Raw genomic sequence first — 21,639 nt, 5'->3', positions numbered from 1 at the left:
TTTATTTCCTTCTACTATTGCCCATGAATATTGATGCCATTATCCAGCAATTTAATCATTTCGGTTACGTGTAATAATACGCACATACGTGACTTAACCATGCCAGCTAACCAAGGTCGACTACCAGCTGTACTTCGCCATTTAATATCCATACGATTTAAAGTTTCAGTACCATGCAGCTTTTCACAGCCTAGTACCCAATTTGATTCGCTAAGTTGGATTTGATATTTATAATCTATCTCACCCATGTTTTGTTCAGGCATAACCCATTGAGCCGTATCAACAACACTCAATTTTTGTTCTCGGTGTTGCATGATGCCTAAATACCAATCCGGTTTGCCAAATAAGCTGTTCACCGTATCGGCTTGATGAATGCCGCCAAGTTCTGTTAGTGGTACAGCAAAAGTAACCCCTGCGACCTCAAAAAACAAAGCTTGAAAGCGTTCTTCTAATTCAATATTTTTCCATTCTACCGCAGGCTCTTCGTCAGCCTCTAATGCCGTTTCTGATGCCGAATCAAGGACCGTGTTATCTTCAGCGTGACTGATACTGGTATCAGTCACGGCGATATCTTCAACGACCTCACGCTCAACTTCCCTGATTTCTGGTATTAACGATTCTTCAGTGCGAGCAACCGTAATATCTGCCGAGACAGTCGTATCAATAATCGCGTCAGTGTCTGCGCCACTATGTGGAGCATCTAGCACGGATAAATCCATATCAGCTAAGTCGATATCAACCACAGAGCCTAGCAACTGGTCTAAGTCGCTAATACTGCCAGAACCATCAGGCTCCGGTATTTTAAACTCACTCATGACTGCAACAGCAACGTCACTCAATACCGGCTGTAATTCGTGTTGTAATTGTGTGCCAACGTCAGCAATTGTGCTATCAAGCTGCGCTATATCAACGAGACCTGTATCAACGTGCTTTGTATCAACATGTACAGTTTCAAGGCTTACCTTTGGTGCGTCTTCCACAACAGGCACAGATAACATAGATGTAAAATAATCATCTAACGCAGCATGTATTTGCTTCTTATCCATACAATCGTTCCTGTTGTTTCTCGCTTGCCAACAAGTCTTGCAATAATGCGCCATAGGCAGCAACACCGCGGCTACTACGTGAGTACATAGAAGGCGGCATATGTTTTAAGCTGGCATTTCTAAATTGTGTATCTACAGGGATCACAGCACGCCAAACATGCTGACTGTAGTTTTGTTGCAATGTCTGTAGCGATACCAGTGATGCTTTAGTGCGGCGGTCAAACATAGTCGGGATCACTGTATACTGAAATGTATTCGCACAACTGCGCTGCATGATTTCAAAAGTTTTAACCATACGGTCTAAGCCTTTTAATGCTAAAAATTCAGTTTGCACAGGTACTAAGATACGATCACTACTTGCCAATGCATTAACCATCATAACGCCCAATACGGGTGGACAATCAATCAGGACAAAATCATAATCATCAACGACTAAGCTGATGATATTTTTAAGTATCAGTCCCATGCCATCACGGTGACCGAGTGTTCTATCCAACGTCGCTAATGCCATTGTCGCTGGTAATAAGTTAATACCGTTGTAAGGCGTTTCTATCGTCGCGTTATGTACTAATTCAGCATCAAGCGTAGGCGCAACAAAAAGATCAAATAGCCCAATCGTTAAGTCATCACTGTCATAATTAAGATAGCTGGTTAATGATGCGTGAGGATCCGTATCAATTAATAATACGCGCTGTCCTTGCTCTGCCAGTAAACCGGCCAGTGTAATAGCAGTGGTTGTTTTTCCAACCCCACCCTTTTGATTAGCAACAGTCCAAACGTTCAACTTTAACCTACCTTCTCTGCGTGTCTTTATCGACAACCGACTTCAATATTAATGCGCTCTGCTATTTGTAGCAGGTTAATTTGCTCATCGGCTAATCCGGCATTCACAATTGCTTGCGGCATACCATATACAACACAAGATTGTGCATCTTGCGCCCATATTGTACTGCCATGTTGTTTAAGTAATTTAGCGCCTTCTCGACCATCGGCCCCCATACCAGTTAGTACTACCGCTAACACTTTATCGCGATATGACTTAGCTGCAGAGCCAAAGGTAATGTCGACACTCGGTTTATAATTAATGCCTTCTGGGCTTTCCATTACTTTTAACGTTAAACCACCGGCTTTACTTTCGATTAATACTTGCTTGCCACCAGGTGCTAAATAAGCAACGCCAGGCAGTAAACGGTCACCATGCTGCGCTTCTTTTACCTTAATTTGGCATAAGGTATTTAATCGCGCTGCAAACGCCGAAGTAAATGTAGCCGGCATATGTTGTATCAATAAAATAGGGAGCGGGAAGTTCTGACGTAAAGGTGTAAGTACGTTTTGTAGTGCGACGGGGCCACCAGTCGAAGAACCGATTGCCAACAACGCGTATTTTTTACCTGATGCACGTTTGGCCAAGCGACTTGCAGTTGGTAATGCTCGCGATTCAGACGGGCTATTATCAACATGATGCGTATGACGAGAATCTAACGTATTTAAACGATTCGCATCCGTACCATGGCGTGCAAGGGTCGGCTTATTAATACGGCTATCAGTTGCGCTATGATTAGTGGCGCTGCTCGGCATAATCGACTTGTTAGCAGTACTGCTATTAATAGTGTTACTGCGCGTTGACGTCGGGATTGAACCTCTTACAGGCGCTGCATGCGTTGCCGTCGTATTTATTGCACGTGGTGTTCTTAATACACTGCGTCGCTTACTAATTTCTTTAATATTTTGTTGTAATAATTTAACCGCTTCTGCTTTGTCTTTGGCAATATCTTCAAATTTCTTCGGCAAAAAGTTAGCGGCTCCAGCCTCTAAAGCTTCCAGCGTTGACTTAGCACCTTGATGCGTCAATGACGAAAACATTAAAATTGGTGTTGGATTCTCTTTCATGATCACTTTTACAGCAGAAATACCATCAAGTACTGGCATTTCAATATCCATAGTGATCACATCCGGACGTAACGACTTTGCTTTAGTAATAGCCTCTTCGCCATTTATAGCTGTATCAATAACTTCCATTTCTGGATCTGCATTAATGATTTCACTTACTCTACGTCTGAAAAAACTAGAGTCATCAACGACTAAAACCTTTATTTTCATCTAATCTATCTACTTCAATATGTCTACATCAATGTAAAAGCACACAGGGGTTGCCCCCTGCATCAACAAATTAACGTTTTGCGTAATGATTTAAGAGACTTGGAATATCTAAAATCAACGCAATACCACCATCACTGGTGATTGTTGCCCCGGCCATGCCTGGTGTACCTTGTAATAAGTTATCTAACGCTTTAATCACAACTTCTTCTTGACCGATCAGGCTATCAACGACGAAACCAACCTGTTTCAGGCCTAATTGCACAATAACAACATGACCTAATCCACGCTCATTACGAGCCCCAGCTTGTGGGTCCATTTTAGTTAACCAATCATGTAGATAGAATAACGGTATCGCTTTTTCTCTGACGATAATCGTCAGTTGGTTATCCACAACGTGAGTCTTATTTAGATCAAGATGGAATATTTCATTCACACTTGTTAATGGTAACGCGAAGATCTGCTTACCAACTTCAACCATCAAGGTTGGTAGAATAGCCAGTGTTAGCGGCACTTTAATAAAGATTGTCGTACCTGTACCCAGGTTCGAATCAATCGAAATAGTACCATTAAGCTTACTAATACCAGTCTTAACAACATCCATACCCACACCACGACCAGAGATATCAGAAATCTGATCTTTAGTTGAGAAACCCGGTGCAAAAATAAGGTTGTATGCTTCATTATCCGAAATACGTGCGGCAGAATCAGCGTCAAGCACACCACGGTCAATTGCAATTTGTTTTAATCGTTCAGCATCCATACCGGCGCCATCATCAACGATTTTCAAACTAATATGGTCACCTTCTTGTGAGGCTGACAAGGTAATATTACCTTGTCGAGGTTTACCATTTTTTTCACGTACGTCCGGCATTTCAATACCGTGATCCACCGAGTTTCTCACTAAGTGAACCAGGGGATCAGCAAGTGCTTCCACTAAATTCTTATCTAAATCTGTTTCTTCACCAATTAATTCAAGATTAATGTCTTTCGCTAAAGTACGTGCTAAATCACGTACAACTCGAGGGAAACGACCAAACACTTTTTTGATTGGTTGCATCCGAGTTTTCATTACCGCGCCTTGTAAATCGGCAGTAACGACATCAAGATTAGACACAGCTTTTGTCATGTCTTCATCATTCGATGAAATACCTAAGCTCACTAAACGGTTACGAACAAGCACTAGCTCGCCCACCATATTCATGATTTCATCTAATGTTCGAGTATCAACCCGGACAGTTGAATCCGCTTGTGGTTTCGCTTTTTTATCAGCTTTCGCCGCTGCCTCACTTGCTTTCGCAACAGGTGCTTTTTCTGGAGCAGTCTTTACAACGGGCGCAACAGGTGTTGCTACGGCCGTAGATGTTGCAATTTCAGCTTTAACAGCAGGTGCAGACACCGGCGCAGCAACTGCACTTGGCGCATTACCTTTACCGTATAGCTCATCAAGAAGATTTTCGAAATCATCATCATTGAGATCTGCAGTGCTATTACTTGCTACTGTTGGCGTTGGCGTTGGCGTTGGCGTTGGCGTTGCAATACTATGCTGACCAACACCGTGTAAGTCATCAAGTAGTTTTTCAAATTCATCATCAGTAAAGTCTGAATTTGAACTGATAGGCATCACAGCAGGAGCTGGTTTGCTTGCTTCTACATTGACAGCGCTAGGCGCCCCACCTTGACCATGTAATTCATCAAGTAATTGTTCAAATTCGAGTTCTGACATACCATCAATATCACTGCTACTCGCTGTGATTGGCGTCGACACTTGTGCAACAACAGGTGCTTGAACCATAGGTTCAACAACAGCTTTTGGTGCAGATTCGGGTTGAGTAAGCACATTGAGTTGATGAATTAATGCAGGGTCAGCTGCAGTAAGAGGTTCTCTCTGTTGAATTAATACAAACATTTCGTTTACACAATCCAATGATTTAAGAATCACATCCATTAATTCAGGTGTTACCGCTCGAAGGCCATTACGTAGGCTATCAAATACGTTTTCTGCACCGTGGCATATATCAACAAGTTCTGATAATGCTAAAAATCCAGCGCCACCTTTAACTGTATGGAAACCCCTAAAGATTGCATTCAGCAATTCTGAGTCTTCTGGGCTTTTTTCTAAATCAACGAGTTGCTCAGAGAGTAGCTCCAGAATTTCAGATGCTTCTATCAGGAAGTCCTGTAGAATATCTTCATCAACATCAAAGCTCATCAATATCTCCCTTAAAATCCTAAACTTGACAATAAATCATCAACATCATTTTGGCCGTCTACCACATCAACACGTTCACTCGCGTTCATGATCGGACCTTCTGCCTCAATGCCACTTATTTCTTTAGGTTGCTCTGTTGATTTGTTTAGCGGTTTTGCTGCTTCACCAAACATAGTCAACATTTCAACTAATTTAACTTCAACTTCTTGCACTAGATTAATCACGCGACGGATCATTTGACCTGTTAAGTCTTGGAAATCTTGTGCCATTAGAATTTCAGTTAAGTACTGTCTTAAACTATCGGCATCAGAGACTGAAACTTGAAGAAAATCATCTAATAATTTACAAAGTTCTTTAAATTGACCAAGTTGCAAATCACGACTCATCAAGCTCTTCCAATTTGGCATCACTTGTTGGATACGATCATTGAAACTATCCGCAATCGGTAAGCAAGCTTCCACAGCATCCATCGTGCGGTTTGCCGCTTTATCCGTCATCTCAATAACGTAATTTAAACGCTCTCTAGCATCCGGAAATTCATCATTAGCGAAACTTTCAATACGCGTATCTAATTGGAAGTCTTCTAATGAATCATGCAATTGGCGAGTTAGCACACCTACTTTTTCAAATAGTGCATCTGAACTTTCATTCTGAATATCAATAATGATTTCATTGGCCTTTTCTATCTGGTCACACTCTAACAGCGCAACCAATTCTTTAGCCTTTTCTAATGAAATCAATGATTCTTGTTGTTCACTCATGCGCATCCTTGCCTATTGAATTCGTTCGAAAATCTTCTCTAACTTTTCTTTTAACGTCGCAGCTGTAAATGGTTTAATAATGTAACCGTTCACACCTGATTGTGCAGCTTCGATAATCTGCTCACGTTTCGCTTCAGCTGTAACCATTAATACTGGTATGTGGCAAAGTGCTTGATCTTTACGGATCTCTTTAAGCAGATCAATACCTTGCATGCCCGGCATGTTCCAATCGGTAACAACAAAGTCATAGTCGCCATTTTTCAGCATAGGTAAGGCTGTATTGCCATCATCAGCTTCATAGGTGTTGTTAAAACCAAGATCACGTAATAAGTTCTTAATGATACGTCTCATCGTAGAAAAATCGTCGACAATAAGAATTTTAATTTGCTTTTTCAAGTTGCTCTCCAAAATAAGTAATTACAATATGTACAGGCCCTGATTCCTATAAATATATTACTTCAATACTGAGGTACTAAATAAACAGTACCAATTAAACTTAATCATCCAACCAAGCGTGCATTCGCGCTTTAACACGATGCATTGCTTGGCTGTGAATTTGACTTACTCTAGATTCACTGACACTCAACACTTCCCCGATCTCTCTTAGGTTTAACTCTTCATCGTAATAAAGCGATAAAACTAAGCTTTCTCTTTCCGGTAATGTTTTAATGCAATTCGCTAGTGCTTGTTGAAAACGCTGGTCAGAAAAGTCTGTACAAGGGCTACTTGATTTACCTTCATAAGCCGAATAAGCGTCTTCATTATTTGCAGTCAGATCCTCGACCGCCAATATATGCCCACTGTTAACATCCATCAACATACTATGGTAGTCAGTCAGGCTAATGCCTAATTCTACAGCAACATCGGTATCTTTAGCATCCGTTCCCGTTTGCTTCTCGATACGATCAATAGCCGACGCAATATCGCGGCCATTTTTATGCACAGATCGAGGAACCCAGTCTCCACGTCTCATTTCATCAATCATTGAGCCACGAATACGAATACCCGCATACGTTTCAAAACTAGCACCTTTAGAGCCATCAAAATTGCGCGCAGCATCCAGTAACCCAATCATTCCTGATTGGATTAAATCATCTAACTGAACACTCGGCGGCAAACGAAGTAGCAAGTGATGGGCAATTCGTTTAACTAAGAAACCGAATTGCTCAACCGCCTGATTCTGTTGCGACTGGATGCTAGTGTAAGGGGATGCCTTATTCACTTCAATCTTCTACCCTGGCTTTGTTCTCAAACAGGTTCTCAATGAAAAACTCTAAATGACCACCGACTTTATTCGGAACAGGCCAAGTAGCAGCTTTACTTGCCAACGCTCTAAACGCGAGTGCTGCAGGTGCTTTTGGAAACGCCTCGACAACCACTTTTTGTTTACGTACAGCTTGACGAACACTGTTATCAAACGGAATACAAGCAACAAGTTCTAATGTTGCATCTAAAAATCGGTCGGTAACACGTGTCAACTTAGTAAATAATTCTTGGCCTTCACGTAAACTGCGCACCATATTGGCGACAATTTTAAATTTGTGGACACCGTGTTCTTTAGATAACAATTTAATTAACGCGTACGCATCAGTAATCGATGTTGGTTCATCACACACCACCATCAGAATATCTTGTGAAGCACGGCAAAAACTTAATACCATGTCCGAGATACCAGCAGCAGTATCAACTAACAACACATCAATCGGTGTCTTGAGTTCGCCAAAGGCGCGGATTAAACCGGCATGCTCTTGCATCGATAACTCAACCATCGAACGTGTACCTGATGTCGCAGGTGCGATCAAAATGCCATTTGGCCCTTCAATCAAAATATCATCTAATGTACATTCTCCCGATATCACATGAGAGATATTTTTATGTACACGTAAGCCGAGTAAAACATCGACGTTTGCCAATCCAAGATCGGCATCTAAAACCATAACTCGCTTGCCTTGGGCCGCGAGTGCTACTGCCATGTTCAGTGTTACGTTGGTTTTACCTACGCCACCTTTACCACCTGAAACGGCAATAACTTTAACTTTTTTGTTATTACTCATTTGTCTTAGACCACTTGCTTGATCGAAAAAAATATTTTTATTCATTACTATTTATCATCGCCTAACCAAAAATGCGTATCGTTTTGCTCTTCGAGAGTATCTCTATTGAGTACAGTTCGAACTAATTGCTGAGCATTCGCTGAATCTATATCTTCAGGTACTCTTTGCCCATTAGTAATATAGGCAATCGGTAGTTGGTGCTGTATCAACACACTTAAAATCTCACCGAGGCTTAAACTTTCATCCACTTTACTTAGAATACAACCCGATAATGGAATGTGGTGAAAATGCTCTAGTGTTTCTTGTACTACCCTACGCTGTGCGGTTGCAGGAACAACTAAATAGTTACGAATCACGACTTTTTCATTATTAACTAATGTCTTTAACTGTTCAGATAAACGCGTATCACGTTGACCCATACCAGCAGTGTCAATCAAAACTAATCGCTTACTACGTAACTGATACAAGTATTGTGCCAATTCCGCATCATCACGTGCAACCTTGACGGTACAGCCCATTATACGGCCATAAGTCGCTAATTGTTCGTGAGCGCCGATACGATATGTATCAGTTGTGATCAGTGCAACATTATCTGAACCATGCAACATGGCAAATTTTGCCGCTAGTTTGGCGATTGTTGTCGTTTTGCCGACACCCGTGGGGCCCACTAAAGCAACAGCGCCACCTTTACTTAAAATATCATCTTGTGCAATCAAAACATTGTCTATCAATAGCGCTTGTATTTGATCCCACGCAGACTCTATTGAGCAATTTTCAGCGACACAATTTGCCAACTGGTCTGCAATTTCTTCTGCAAAACCAATTTTAACCAAATGCTTGATCAACATAGCACGAATAGGTTCGTTACGTTCAACTTCCTGCCACTGCAAGCCTGAGACTTGATGTTCAAGCAATTGACGTATGGAAGCAAGTTCTGCTTTCATTGCGCTAATGTCTTGTTGGTTATCAACTTTCGGCGCACTTGGCTCAAACTGTTTATAACCATTTTGCTGTGGCTTCTTCGCCATACCATCACGCATTTCATTCTGCTCTGCGAGTGTGCCAGGCGCAGACTTTGGCGCTTCAGCGAAACGTCGAGGGACGGGTTTCTTTAAAAAACTGGTATCCCAACTACTTTCTTCACCGCCGCGGTCTTCATTACTAATGGCTTGAGACATCTGCTGTTTATGTTCTTGCTGACGTGCCAATAAACTTGCTAATGAATCCGTAGGCCCGGTCACTTTCTCGGGTTCAGCTTGCTGTGACATTTCATTCGTCATTAAATTTTTGAAACTAAATTTAGATGCCGATAAATTGACGGAGTCTTCAGAAAGTTGACGATTCGTCTTATTTTTTGCAGGTGTTTTTTCCGCAGTAGGTTCCGGAGCCGCGGGTTTACTTTCAGAGAAATCCACAGCAGCAACAATCTCGATGCCACCGGTGACCTTTTTGTTAGACATAATGACAGCGTCAGGGCCAAGAACCTCTTTGACTTCAGCCAATGCCGCTCGCATATCTTTGGCAAAAAAGCGCTTTATTTTCAACTTATCATCCTTAGTACTGTTCGCTACTTTAATTTATTCACGCGTTATTGACCGACAACACTGACAATTCGGATCTGTTTATCATCGGGAACTTCCTGGTAAGACAATACCCGTAATGATGGTATCGAATGTTTCACAAACTTAGCCAATGTAGATCTTAATACCCCAGACGTTAATAAGATCGCTGGTTGCCCTGCTAATTCTTGATTCTGTGCAACTTCTGCTAACGATGTTTGCATTCGCTCTGCTAATCCAGGTTCAATACCTGCACCTTCACTACCTGCAGCCTGTAAAGACTGATGTAATATTTGCTCTAATTCCGGCGCCAATGTCACCACAGGTAATTCACTGTCGATGCCATTAATGTCCTGCACAATCATACGGCGTAAGCTGACTCGACAAGCGGAAACTAATACTTCTGGATCTTGTGTTTTAGTGCCGTATTCAGCCATCGTTTCAACGATGGTACGTATATCTCGAATGGGCACGTTATCATTCAATAACCCTTGCAGTACTTTTACAACGACACCAAGGGGTAAAATCTCAGGCACTAAACTTTCGACCAACTTCGGATGCGTTTTAGCTAACACGTCCAATAAATTCTGTACTTCTTCGTAGCCAAGTAATTGCGCCGCATTATTTAATAATAACTGGCTCAAGTGTGTCGCAACAACCGTAGCCGAGTCAACCGCTGTATAACCCAAGGTTTGCGCTTGATCACGCTGTTGAGGGTTGATCCACAGAGCGGGTAAACCAAAAGCGGGATCTATGGTTGAAATACCATCTATCTTGCCGTAAACCTGACCGGGGTTAATCGCAAGTTCCTTGTCGTGGAAGATTTCAATTTCGCCATTTGATACCCCCATAATGTTAATACTATAACAATTTGGTGGTAAATCTAGATTGTCTCGAATATGCACCGCGGGGACCAAAAAGCCTAATTCTTGTGACAGCTTTTTACGCACACCCTTAATACGATTTAATAATTCACCACCTTGGCTCTTATCGACCATAGGGATAAGGCGGTAGCCAACTTCTAAACCGATAGTATCAACTGGTTTCACATCATCCCAATCAAGGTCTTTCTGATCATTTAGATTCGCTTGGACATCTGCATCGTCTGGAATAACATCTGGGTTTGCTTCACGTTCAGCTTGTTTTTTCATTAACCACCAAGCCCAACCACCCGTGATCAAACCAAAGCTAATAAATGCCAGATGCGGCATTCCCGGTACGATACCCATTACAGTCATAATCACGCCCACAACCGCTAATGCTTTCGGGTTCGCAATCATTTGGCTGCTGACCTGTGTACCGAGCTTTTCATCTTTATTCTGACGCGTGACAATAATCGCGGCAGCAATAGACAATAACAATGAAGGTATCTGTGCAACCAAGCCATCACCAATCGTCAACAACGTATAAATTCGACTGGCTTCAGAGAAACTCAGATCATGCTGCATAATACCAATGATTAAACCACCGATTATATTGATAAATAGAATCAATAAACCCGCGACTGCATCACCTTTTACAAACTTACTCGCACCGTCCATTGAACCGTAGAAATCAGCTTCTTCAGTCACTTCTGCGCGGCGTAATTTAGCTTGCTCTTGGTCAATAATACCCGCGTTTAAATCCGCATCAATCGCCATCTGTTTACCTGGCATCGCATCCAAGGTAAACCGCGCGCTTACTTCCGAGATACGACCCGCACCTTTAGTCACTACCGCAAAGTTAATAATCATCAGGATCATGAACACGATCAAACCGACCGCCAAATTTCCGCCGATCACAACGGAACCAAAAGCATCGATAACCTTACCAGCGGCATCGCCACCATTATGGCCTTCTAATAATACCACTCGAGTGGAAGCCACATTCAGGGCTAAGCGCAATAAAGTCGCGATTAACAATACGGTTGGAAAGGCTGCAAATTCAAGGGGTTTGTTTACGTATATAGAAACAAGTAACACTAATAACGATAAGGCGATATTAAAGGAAAAGAATACATCCAACAGAAATGCAGGCATAGGTAATACAACCATGCCCAATGTAGCTAGTACAACTATCGGGGTGCCGACATTTTCTAGCGCGACCGCTCTTTTACCCCAGATTTTGGATAGATTACTTGCTACTTGCATTACTAGACCTCTAAAATTTATGCTCGCTAGTATAAAGCAATAATCATACCTAAGGCAAAAGCATTAACGGTCTTAGTACACAAATGACCTTAATATTTCAAATCGTCAGGTATATCCATGGATTTTGGTAGGGGTTTTGGTCGATTACCTTTGCGCTGCTTAAATTGTTCAAGTTGGTAAACATAAGCGAGGATCTGAGCCACCGCAATAAACAAGCCTTCGGGAATAGGATCGTCAACCTCAGTTGTGTGATAAATCGCACGTGTTAAAGCCGCTGATTCTAAAATAGGTACTTGATTTGCCTTGGCCATTTCTCGAATACGAAATGCTGTTTGGTCGACACCTTTAGCTACAACTGTCGGCGCAGAACTCCCTGATTTATCATATTTTAATGCGACAGAATAATGGGTCGGGTTGGTGATAATTACATCAGCATCGGGCACATTACCCATCATACGGCGCTGTGATACCTCCATCTGCATCTGTCTTATCTTACCTTTTAACTGTGGATTACCATTCACATCTTTCATTTCGTCTTTGACTTCTTGCTTGGTCATCCGCAGTTCTTTAGCATGTTTCCAATATTGATACGGTACGTCGATGGCAACAATGACAATTAAAGAGGCACAAAGCCAAATGAACACATCAGTTAAGAAACTTAATGATTCAATAATTGAGATATGTAATGGCTGAAGACTAAACTCCATGATCTGTAAAAATTCATTTTTTAGCACCATTAAGGCAATGGTAACTACGACCGCAACCTTGGCAATTGATTTTATCAACTCCACCATGGCTTGCGCACCCATCATTCTTTTAAGACCGGCTTTAGGCGACATTTTAGAGGCTTTGGGACGAATAGATTCCCCACTAAATACCATTCCTCCCATCATTATATTACCGATAATACCCGCAAAGAAACCGATAATCATAATGCCGAATAAAGGCCAAAATAACGGTTTCATACTCACTTTTACAATTTCAATCAAGACTTCCGGATTAAACACTTCTTCACGGGTAAGTTGAAATAGACGGGTCATATTGGTAACAAGTGCACGCGCTAATGCATCACCAAAAGCTAAAAAAGCAGCACCTGTCGCGGTCAGAACTAAGGTGGTAGCGAGTTCTTTTGAACGAACGACCTGGCCTTTTTCCTTGGCTTGGGTGAGCTTTTTCTCGGTGGCGTCTTCGGTTTGTTCTTGACCGTCTTTTTCAGCCATGAGGAAATACCTTTATCCTGAAGTGATAAGTAACGCTAATACGCGCAAGCATTATTGAGTAATGAACAAATTAGCTCAGCGGATCTTTGCCATTGCGCATCAAAATGAAACATGAAGCTCTTTAATGATAAATAAATAATGAATAAACCCGCGACCATACCCACAGCAAAACCTAAACTGAATACATTTAGCTGCGGAGCCGCTTTGGTCATCACACCAAATGAAAAGTTAATCACTAGCATCGCAACAACCGCCGATAATGACATACTCAACGCTGCAGCCATCATCACCGACACCCAACCGGCGATTTCATAGTATTGTATTGCCACTAAACCAGATGCAGAAACCGGTAGGGTATCAAACGATTTAACCACGGTTTCGATCATAAACAAATGACCATTAACCGATAAGTAAACCAAAGTACCTAATAAAATATAGATCTGACCGATCACTGGAGAAGTCTGTCCTGAGGCGGGATCAGCCATAGAAGCAAAACCTAAACTGGTTTGCATTGCAATAATTTGACCCGCTACAACAAAGGTTTGAATCAACATAACCGTCACAAAACCAACGGCGATACCAATCAGACTTTGCTGCAGGATAATCATAAAGCTGCTTAAGGAAAATAAGTCAACATTAGGCATCGGCGGTAATACAGGGGCTACCATCGCTGTTAGCGCCAGGCAATAGAACAGCCTGATCATAGTCGGTGTGGTTTTAGCACCACTGACGATCATCACCATTACCATCCCCGAGAGTCGGGCAAACGGCCAAATATAACTGGCCAGGAATGTCATAATGTCAGCCGATAAAATTTCCACTTTTACCCTATAACTTGTGGCACTTGTAGCATCATATTAGTGAAGAATTCCATTAATCGGCCAAAGCCCCAATGCGCACCATAAATAAGCGCTAATAACGTCGCTATTAAACGTGGTAAGAAACTCAGCGTTTGTTCATTAATCGATGTAGCAGCCTGAAATACAGAAACAACTAAACCAACCAATAGCCCAGGCACAACAACGGCACATACCAACAGTAATACCGTCCATAATGCTTGTCTAAATATATCTACAAAGACTTCAGGTGCCATGTTGTTCCCAACTATTTATAAACTCACTGATGAACAGATTACTCAGCTTATTGATGAACGGGCTACTGAATGTATTTGAGCCCAGGTTTAAAAATGAATCACTGTAGAACGTCGTCATAAACCAAAACTACCGGCCAGCGTCCCCATAATCAGGCTCCAACCATCGACAAGCACAAACAGCATCAACTTAAAGGGTAAAGAAACGATCATAGGTGATAGCATCATCATACCCATGGCCATCAAAATACTCGCAACAACTAAATCAATAATCAAAAAAGGCACGAAAACCATAAAGCCAATTTGAAATGCCGTTTTTAATTCACTGGTTACAAAGGCCGGAATTAATACCCGAAAAGGCACTTCTTCAGGTGAATTAGCTTCAACCTTAGCAATACGCATAAAAGTATCAATGTCGGTCACACGGGTCTGCGCTAACATAAATTGTTGCATCGGCAGTTTTGCCTGCTCAAAAGCTTGCATCGAGGTCAGTTCTTCATTTAAATAAGGCTGTACGGCATTATCATTAATGCGCTCAAATACCGGTGACATGATGAAAAAAGACAGGAATAAGGTAATACCGACTAACACTTGGTTAGACGGACTTTGCTGTAAGCCCAACGCTTGACGTAAAATAGACAGGACAATGATGATACGGGTAAACGAGGTCATCATGATCAATGCAGCGGGGATGAAGCTGAGCGCAGTCATCATGGCTAAAATTTGCAATGACACCGAGTATTCTTGCGAGCCATCATCGTTGGTAATGAGTTTTACCGCCGACATCACCGAGTTATCAGCCCATGCTGTCGAGGTAAATAATACCAATAGCAAAGCGACTAAGATCGTAAACTTACTTTTCATTATGCTGTTTCATCATTTGGGCTAATTTAGTAGCAAATGGGTTGAGCTCTGGCTGATTATTTTCCAGTGGCTGCGATAATTCTTTAAGCAAACTAATTTGCTGTCCAGTGACGCCAACAAGCACTTGCTCCTCACCTACTTTTATCACCATAATACGTTCTTTTGGTCCGAGTGGTAATGTAGCAACAACTTGTAACTGCTGATGATTACTCCCAAAAACACGCGATTTTTTGGCAATCCAAGCTAACATCAAGATAACCGCAAGAACTACCAGCAATGATAATAGCCATTGCAGCATATCGAGATCGTTCATATTATTTAAGTTTCTTAATACGTTCAGTTTGGCTGATTACGTCAGTTAAACGAATACCAAATTTATCATTAACAACAACCACTTCACCGTGTGCGATAAGCGTGCCGTTAACCATCACATCAAGTGGTTCACCCGCGATACGATCAAGCTCAACAACCGAGCCCTGGTTTAGCTGTAATAAATTACGAATACTAATTTTACTACGACCAACTTCCATCGAGATCACGACGGGGATATCAAGAATGCTATCTAGCTTTTGCTGATGTTCCGCTGAAAATGCATTGTCATCATTGTTAAAATCTTCTAACTCAGTCGCTTCAACATGACTTTGCTCTGCCATTGCAGCCGCCCAGTCATTTGCCATCTGATCTTGATCTGTACTCATTTAAATACCCTATTTATCGTCATTTTCATCGTCTAAGGTCAATAATCCACCACGTAGTGACACATGATCGATATCTGATTTCGCTAAGTTGCTTACTTTTAATTTTTTACTTATTTTAACCGCAACATTATCTTTGTTACGACCAAGCTTGGCTTTATAACTTGGCAAATCTTCAATAAATACAGTGAGCTCTTCAGGCATATCAACAGGAATAATATCACCGACTTTTAGTTCCATGATTTGCCCAAGTGTTAACTCAGTTTCAAGTAACCGCGTGCTAAGTCCTACAGGTACATCTAAGATCTCTTCTTGCAGTGCTGAGCTCCAACGTTCATCGGTATCTTCTTTATCACTTTGTACACCGGCGTCGAGTAATTCACGAATTGGCTCTAGCATCGAATACGGCATCGTAATATGGAAGTCACCACCGCCACCATCAAGCTCGATATGGAATGAACTCACCACGACAACTTCAGTTGGGCTAACAATATTAGCCATCGCCGGGTTTACTTCCGAATCAAGGTATTCAAATTCTGAATCCATGACTGGCGCCCATGCCTCGTGATAATCTTCAAATACTATTTTTAATAACATTTGAATAATACGACGCTCGGTAGGGGTAAACTCTCGACCTTCAATTTTGGCATGATAACGGCCATCACCACCAAAGAAGTTTTCAACCAAAATAAACACTAAACGTGCTTCCATGGTGACTAACGCTGTACCTTTTAAAGGTCTGAAGCGCACCATGTTTAAACTTGTCGGTACAAATAAGGTATGCACGTACTCGCCGAACTTGAGCATCTGTACACCATTAATGGATACTTCTGCAGTACGACGCATCATATTAAAAAGGCTGATCCGCATATGACGAGCAAAACGCTCATTAACCAACTCCAGCGTTGGCATACGACCACGGACAATACGATCTTGCGATGAAAAGTCAAAGTCAACAATACTGGAACTGTCTTCGACGGTGTCAAACTCATCTTCTTCAACATCATCGACGCCATGTAATAGCGCATCAATCTCGTCTTGGCTTAATAAATCACTCACACTTAACCTACTGCATTACAAAACCGGAAAACAGGATCTTTTCAATCGCTGCAACTCCGGTATATTTTGTCAAAATGTCATTCACATTCGTTAACGAATCCGAACGTAATAATTCTTTGCCTTCATAGGTCGCTAATTGCTGCTCGGTTGTGGCACTAAACACTTGCAGCAATGTACTTTCAATCAAGGGAATATTGGCTTTCGCTAATTCTTGATTATCACTGCCGCGTACCATTAGCTGTACTTTAATCTGCACCAGACGTTCACGCTTCAATCCAATAATATTAAATACAAAAGGACGCGGCATCGCAACATAATAAGCGGTCTGATTAGCTGACTTATCGACGGTTTCAGTGGCGACTTCCGCACTATCTGCTACAGCACTGTCATCGCTTAACAAAAAGAATGCCGCAGCGCCACCCGCAAGTGCTAATACTAAAATCACCGCGATAATAATAATTTTCTTATTACCTTTACCTTTCTCTTCTATTTTCAAATCTTTATCGTCGGCCATTGTCGTCCTTAAATCGAATAGTCTATTACGCTATATGAATGCTGATACAGTTACTGGTTAAACAGTTTAGGCGTAAAAGTCTACGCCTTTCGCCGAGTCTTGCCAATACTGAGTAGTCACAGGGGCTTCACTCTGTGATTCTATCGCGTAATTCGTTTCGTTATTGCTATTTTTTTGTCCGTTTTCTTGTCCTGATTGCTGAAAACCAGATTGCTGCTGGCCACTGTCAGCTTGTACCTGTGTATCACCCAGTGTTATGCCTTGCTGTTGAAGCATTTCTCTTAATCGCGGCATTTGTTGTTCAAGTAGATCTCTACTTTGATTATTCTGCGCTTGAATTGTCACATTTATCTGATCGTTTTGCACAACCAATTTAATATTCATACTGCCTAATTCTGCAGGGTCTAAACGAATTGTTGCGGTTTGTAATTCTTTACCCGCCATAATGGCAATTTTTTCATTTAATTCCGAACTCGCTAGGTTATTATTTAGATTAACGCGTTTATCAAGTACTTGTTGTTCTGCATCCGTCAATACCGGATGCTTTACAGCTGTTCTAGCGGCTTGTTCTAACGGCTCTGGTTTACGAGCTGACTCCATAATTTGCGCAAAGTCGAGTTGTTCAATAGCGTCTGTTGGCGCTGTATTCTGCTGTTCGAGTGTGGAGTTTGCGGCGTTGCTACTCTCAGCGGCGGCACCGCTAATACCAGCAGCCATTGCACTAGTCTGACCAAACGGAGTATTTTTTGCTCCACCAGCTTCGCCCAACGCAGCAGTGAAGCTAGCTTTACCTGAACTATCCAATAAGCCATCAGCCGAGCCATCGTTTGTCGCCAATAAATCATCTTTCGAAGCTGCGCCATTATTATCAGTTAGACTCGTACCAGTCGACATGCCAGCTAACGTTGAGGCTGTTAGCATCGCGATTGGGTCTGTCGTTGCAGTCGCAATATCTAACTCAGGGCCATCTAATTGAGCACTATTTAATTCAGTACTATCTAATCCAGCAGTCTCTAACGCTGCTGCGGCTAGCCCTGCATTATTTAGCCCTTTACTATCTAGTTCCCCACTATTTAACATAGATAAGTCTGCCATGCCTTCTGAAACTGAGGCAATATTCGCCCCCTGCTTCGCTAAAGGCAATTCATTACCGTTATTTTCACCTTGTCCCGATACGCGGGCGGCATCATCTTGCAACAACATCGATGATTGGCCAAGACGTGCTAAGAAGTCATCATTACTTTCATTTTTTAAAGCACTGTCCGCTTGATTAATGACACTTGGTTCATCATCAACATTCACATCAGAATCCCCCATTAAGCTAGCGTTAATACCTGCCTCTAAGCTCTCCATAGAACCTCGCGCACCAGTCTCAGATACCTGATTAGTACTGCTATCAACGCTATTCTGGGCAAGCGCGCTCTTATCAATAGCACTTTTATCCACAGGACTTTGTTTGCCACTGCTAAACAGCGAGAATAGTTTAGAAAAGCTACTTTCAGCTGAATTCGACTCCGCATCACTCGCTATATCGGCAGCAGCATCACCTTTGACATTTAGCGTAGACGATTTATTATTCGCCGCCTGCGTGTCTGCCATTGCTGTTGATTTTTGTAGAGAGAAAGTCATAGTCAAGCCTAAATGTCATTAATAAGAAGTTATAGCGAATATAACTGCAAAATTCACGCCAGATTATGCTAATTCATACGTTCAACGGTTATTTTTACGTTTGAAATATTGGAAGTTAGAAAACTCATCCAGATCTTTTTGCTCACGGCGGTGTTCGACCAGTTGAGCAGCTGTTTTACGCTTATCCAATAACAAACCAAGCGCATCACGTTTTTTACGGATCTCCATCCAATCTAGATGTTTGTTCTTGACTGTTTGTTGAATATTATCCAGTGCCTGCTTTTGCTCAAATTCTGCGAGTTCTAGTTTTTTCATGAAGTTATGATAATGCGCGTAGCTATCACCCGAGATACCCTCGGCACCTTTGTCAGTGAACTTCTGCAGGTATTGCTTACGATAGTCACTTAGCTGCTGCATTTGAGTATGGTAACGCACAGCATCTTGCTGAATCATGGCATAGACTCTTGAGGCATTTTTTTCTTGTTCTTCAAGCTGCTGGTAAACACGCTCTAATGCGGTATTAGACATATTATTGACACTGTTTCATTATGGCAGGGCGACACCTAAATGTGGGGCGATTGCGGTCAGCATTTCTTCACATTGTGAAAATGGAATCACTTCCTTCATGCCCTGTTGTAAAAATTGATCCATGGCTGGCTTTAAACGAATAGCACGATCAATTTTAGCATCAGCACCTTGGCTATAAGCACCAATCGCCACCAGATCTTTATTTTGCTGATATAACGAGTAGGCTTGCTTGAAACCACGAGCAGCGGCTTGATGAAAGTCTGTCGTGACCATCGGCATCACACGACTAATCGATTTCTCAATATCAATCGCAGGATAATGCCCGGCATCGGTTAAGTCTCGCGATAGTACGATATGGCCATCCAGGATAGCACGAGATGCATCAGCAATCGGATCTTGTAAATCATCACCTTCGGTCAGTACGGTAAAGAAAGCGGTAATTGAACCTTGTTCATCACTGCCGTTACCAGCACGCTCCACCAGCTGCGGTAATTTTGCAAATACCGATGGCGGATAACCTTTGGTTGCCGGTGGCTCACCGACGGCTAAGGCTATTTCACGTTGTGCTTGCGCAAAACGCGTCAATGAATCCATTAACAATAAGACATTTAAACCTTGGTCACGGAAGTATTCCGCAATGGCTAATGCTGTTTCACAGCCTTTCAGGCGCATTAAAGGTGATGCATCCGCTGGGGCTGCAACAACCACTGAACGCGCACGTCCTTCGTCGCCCAAGATCTCTTCAATAAATTCTTTTACTTCTCGGCCACGCTCACCAATCAATCCAACCACAACGACATCGGCCGTAGAACCTCGCGTCATCATGCCTAACAAGACACTTTTACCGACACCTGAACCAGCAAAGAGGCCCATACGCTGACCTTGGCCAACGGTTAGCATGGCGTTAATCGCTTTAACACCGACATCAAGAGGTTTTGATATTTGTTTACGTGCCAGTGGATTAATACGTTTCGCAGTAAAAGAGGTGGTTTCTCCGGTAACAATCTCGCCTTTACCGTCAATCGGTTTACCTACGCCATCTAATACTCGTCCAAGTAATTCCATGCCAACCGGAATACCTTGGGTTTCATTGAGGGGAGTTACTTTTGCACCAGGAATAATGCCCGTGACTTGTTCGCTGGGCATTAGAAATAATTTATCACCATCAAACCCAACAACCTCTGCATCCATCAAGCCATTATCGGTTTCAACGGAACACAAGCTGCCAATGGCTGCGCGGCAACCGACAGCTTCGAGCGTTAAACCGACCACGCGCGTCAGCTTGCCTGCAACAGTGGGCTTATTCGCCAACGAATCAGTTTTTAATTGTTGTAATCGACTAAGGAGCTCGGTCATTATGCACCCGGTTTATTGGCAATAAGGAATTGACGCATCATCTGCTTGATACGCTGTTCCATTAATAGTTCTACCGACGATACTTCGTTATTAATAACCAAATCACCTTGCTTCATCATCGGCTCTGAGATTAATACCCAACCACGTTTCGCACATTCTTCTGCGGCATAGTATTCATTAATCACGGCTAAATCATCAGGGTGTAATGTAATGGTAATTTTTTGTTCAAGCACAGGTAACGCCGCTAGTGCGAGTTTTAATGTTTGTAGCAAGATATCGTGATTAAAAGTGACTTCGGTTTTAATTAACTCTTCCGCTAAACCAGTAGCGACACGAATTAATTCACTTTCGACTTCACTATTAACGGCAGCTAAAGGGGTATGCATTTGCGTTTGCAATTGTTCCCAAGCTGTCGCTTTTTCTAGAATTTGATGCTGACCTTCTGCCAGTCCTTGCGCGAGACCTTGCGCAAGCCCTTCAGTTTCGCCTTGGCTAAGTCCTTCCGCTGTACCACTGGCTAAACCATCTTGATAACCTTGCTCTTTTCCTTCAGCAAAACCATCGTCGTAAGCCGCTTGACGTATTTCGTCAAGCTCCTCAGCCGTCATCGGTTGAGGCTCAATCTCTTCAACAGACTCGTGACTCTGTTTGCCTTCATACCAGTCATGCTTCATACCGAGTGCATTGGTATTAAGTGCAGCCGCTTGGGTATTCTCAAATTCCGGTAAATACCAATCTTCGATTTGGTGTTCATCAGAACCTTCAAAAGCAGGCATATTGTGTTTTAAGCTCTCAGTCATCGGGATATTCCATCAACGGTCATGTG

22 protein-coding genes are annotated in these 21,639 nt (G+C 42.3%); all 22 read right to left on the bottom strand.

Annotated elements, in window-relative coordinates:
• Positions 1-14: 14 nt before the first annotated feature.
• Positions 15-1,046 carry a chemotaxis protein CheW gene (locus JFU56_RS14230; RefSeq protein WP_198437952.1) on the bottom strand — a complete coding sequence of 344 codons (1,032 nt, stop codon included), beginning with the start codon at positions 1,044-1,046 and terminating at the stop codon, positions 15-17.
• Positions 1,039-1,830 carry a ParA family protein gene (locus JFU56_RS14225; protein WP_198437951.1) on the bottom strand — a complete coding sequence of 264 codons (792 nt, stop codon included), beginning with the start codon at positions 1,828-1,830 and terminating at the stop codon, positions 1,039-1,041. The genes JFU56_RS14230 and JFU56_RS14225 overlap by 8 nt, the downstream gene beginning before the upstream one ends.
• 26 nt (positions 1,831-1,856) lie before the next feature.
• Entirely contained in the window at positions 1,857-3,146 is a 1,290-nt protein-coding gene (locus tag JFU56_RS14220; RefSeq protein WP_198437950.1) for a chemotaxis response regulator protein-glutamate methylesterase, read from the bottom strand.
• 70 nt (positions 3,147-3,216) lie between these two features.
• Positions 3,217-5,355 carry a chemotaxis protein CheA gene (locus JFU56_RS14215; protein ID WP_198437949.1) on the bottom strand — a complete coding sequence of 713 codons (2,139 nt, stop codon included), beginning with the start codon at positions 5,353-5,355 and terminating at the stop codon, positions 3,217-3,219.
• 11 nt (positions 5,356-5,366) lie between these two features.
• A complete protein-coding gene (locus tag JFU56_RS14210) occupies positions 5,367-6,116 on the bottom strand; it encodes a protein phosphatase CheZ (RefSeq protein WP_198437948.1) in 750 nt (249 codons plus the stop codon).
• A 12-nt stretch (positions 6,117-6,128) separates the two neighbouring features.
• Entirely contained in the window at positions 6,129-6,512 is a 384-nt protein-coding gene (gene cheY / locus JFU56_RS14205) for a chemotaxis response regulator CheY (protein WP_019441910.1), read from the bottom strand.
• A gap of 100 nt (positions 6,513-6,612) precedes the next feature.
• Complete coding sequence (locus JFU56_RS14200) at positions 6,613-7,338, bottom strand: RNA polymerase sigma factor FliA (RefSeq protein WP_198437947.1); 726 nt, start codon at positions 7,336-7,338, stop codon at positions 6,613-6,615.
• A 1-nt stretch (position 7,339) separates the two neighbouring features.
• Positions 7,340-8,215, bottom strand: coding sequence for a MinD/ParA family protein (locus JFU56_RS14195; RefSeq protein ID WP_198437946.1), 876 nt, complete (start codon positions 8,213-8,215; stop codon positions 7,340-7,342).
• A gap of 2 nt (positions 8,216-8,217) precedes the next feature.
• Positions 8,218-9,714: a flagellar biosynthesis protein FlhF gene (gene flhF / locus JFU56_RS14190; protein WP_198437945.1), complete on the bottom strand. Its 1,497-nt coding sequence runs from the start codon at positions 9,712-9,714 to the stop codon at positions 8,218-8,220.
• Positions 9,715-9,758: 44 nt separating this feature from the next.
• Complete coding sequence (gene flhA / locus JFU56_RS14185; RefSeq protein WP_198437944.1) at positions 9,759-11,858, bottom strand: flagellar biosynthesis protein FlhA; 2,100 nt, start codon at positions 11,856-11,858, stop codon at positions 9,759-9,761.
• 89 nt (positions 11,859-11,947) lie between these two features.
• The gene (flhB, locus tag JFU56_RS14180; protein WP_198437943.1) at positions 11,948-13,078 is read right to left on the bottom strand and encodes a flagellar biosynthesis protein FlhB; all 1,131 of its coding nucleotides are present in this window, start codon (positions 13,076-13,078) and stop codon (positions 11,948-11,950) included.
• A 35-nt stretch (positions 13,079-13,113) separates the two neighbouring features.
• The gene (fliR, locus tag JFU56_RS14175; protein WP_198437942.1) at positions 13,114-13,899 is read right to left on the bottom strand and encodes a flagellar biosynthetic protein FliR; all 786 of its coding nucleotides are present in this window, start codon (positions 13,897-13,899) and stop codon (positions 13,114-13,116) included.
• Positions 13,900-13,901: 2 nt separating this feature from the next.
• The gene (gene fliQ / locus JFU56_RS14170) at positions 13,902-14,171 is read right to left on the bottom strand and encodes a flagellar biosynthesis protein FliQ (RefSeq protein ID WP_019441903.1); all 270 of its coding nucleotides are present in this window, start codon (positions 14,169-14,171) and stop codon (positions 13,902-13,904) included.
• A 114-nt stretch (positions 14,172-14,285) separates the two neighbouring features.
• On the bottom strand, positions 14,286-15,032 hold the full coding sequence (gene fliP, locus JFU56_RS14165) for a flagellar type III secretion system pore protein FliP (RefSeq protein WP_198437941.1): 747 nt from the start codon (positions 15,030-15,032) through the stop codon (positions 14,286-14,288).
• Positions 15,022-15,345, bottom strand: a complete 324-nt coding sequence (gene fliO / locus JFU56_RS14160; protein WP_198437940.1) for a flagellar biosynthetic protein FliO — start codon at positions 15,343-15,345, stop codon at positions 15,022-15,024. Before fliO ends, fliP begins: the two co-directional genes overlap by 11 nt.
• A 1-nt stretch (position 15,346) precedes the next feature.
• Entirely contained in the window at positions 15,347-15,730 is a 384-nt protein-coding gene (fliN, locus tag JFU56_RS14155) for a flagellar motor switch protein FliN (RefSeq protein WP_019441900.1), read from the bottom strand.
• A gap of 9 nt (positions 15,731-15,739) precedes the next feature.
• Positions 15,740-16,786: a flagellar motor switch protein FliM gene (gene fliM / locus JFU56_RS14150; RefSeq protein WP_198437939.1), complete on the bottom strand. Its 1,047-nt coding sequence runs from the start codon at positions 16,784-16,786 to the stop codon at positions 15,740-15,742.
• Between the two features lie 7 nt (positions 16,787-16,793).
• Complete coding sequence (fliL, locus tag JFU56_RS14145) at positions 16,794-17,300, bottom strand: flagellar basal body-associated protein FliL (RefSeq protein WP_198437938.1); 507 nt, start codon at positions 17,298-17,300, stop codon at positions 16,794-16,796.
• A 66-nt stretch (positions 17,301-17,366) separates the two neighbouring features.
• A complete protein-coding gene (locus tag JFU56_RS14140) occupies positions 17,367-18,929 on the bottom strand; it encodes a flagellar hook-length control protein FliK (protein ID WP_198437937.1) in 1,563 nt (520 codons plus the stop codon).
• 81 nt (positions 18,930-19,010) lie between these two features.
• Complete coding sequence (gene fliJ / locus JFU56_RS14135) at positions 19,011-19,457, bottom strand: flagellar export protein FliJ (protein WP_198437936.1); 447 nt, start codon at positions 19,455-19,457, stop codon at positions 19,011-19,013.
• Between the two features lie 18 nt (positions 19,458-19,475).
• A complete protein-coding gene (fliI, locus tag JFU56_RS14130) occupies positions 19,476-20,813 on the bottom strand; it encodes a flagellar protein export ATPase FliI (RefSeq protein ID WP_198437935.1) in 1,338 nt (445 codons plus the stop codon).
• Entirely contained in the window at positions 20,813-21,613 is an 801-nt protein-coding gene (locus JFU56_RS14125) for a flagellar assembly protein FliH (RefSeq protein ID WP_198437934.1), read from the bottom strand. The genes fliI and JFU56_RS14125 overlap by 1 nt, the downstream gene beginning before the upstream one ends.
• Positions 21,614-21,639 lie beyond the last annotated feature (26 nt).

Origin of the sequence: Moritella sp. F3, assembly GCF_015082335.1 — a bacterium.
GTDB lineage: Bacteria > Pseudomonadota > Gammaproteobacteria > Enterobacterales > Moritellaceae > Moritella.
Note: the sequence above shows the minus strand (reverse complement) of the source record. Positions and strands in the feature narration are given on the sequence as shown.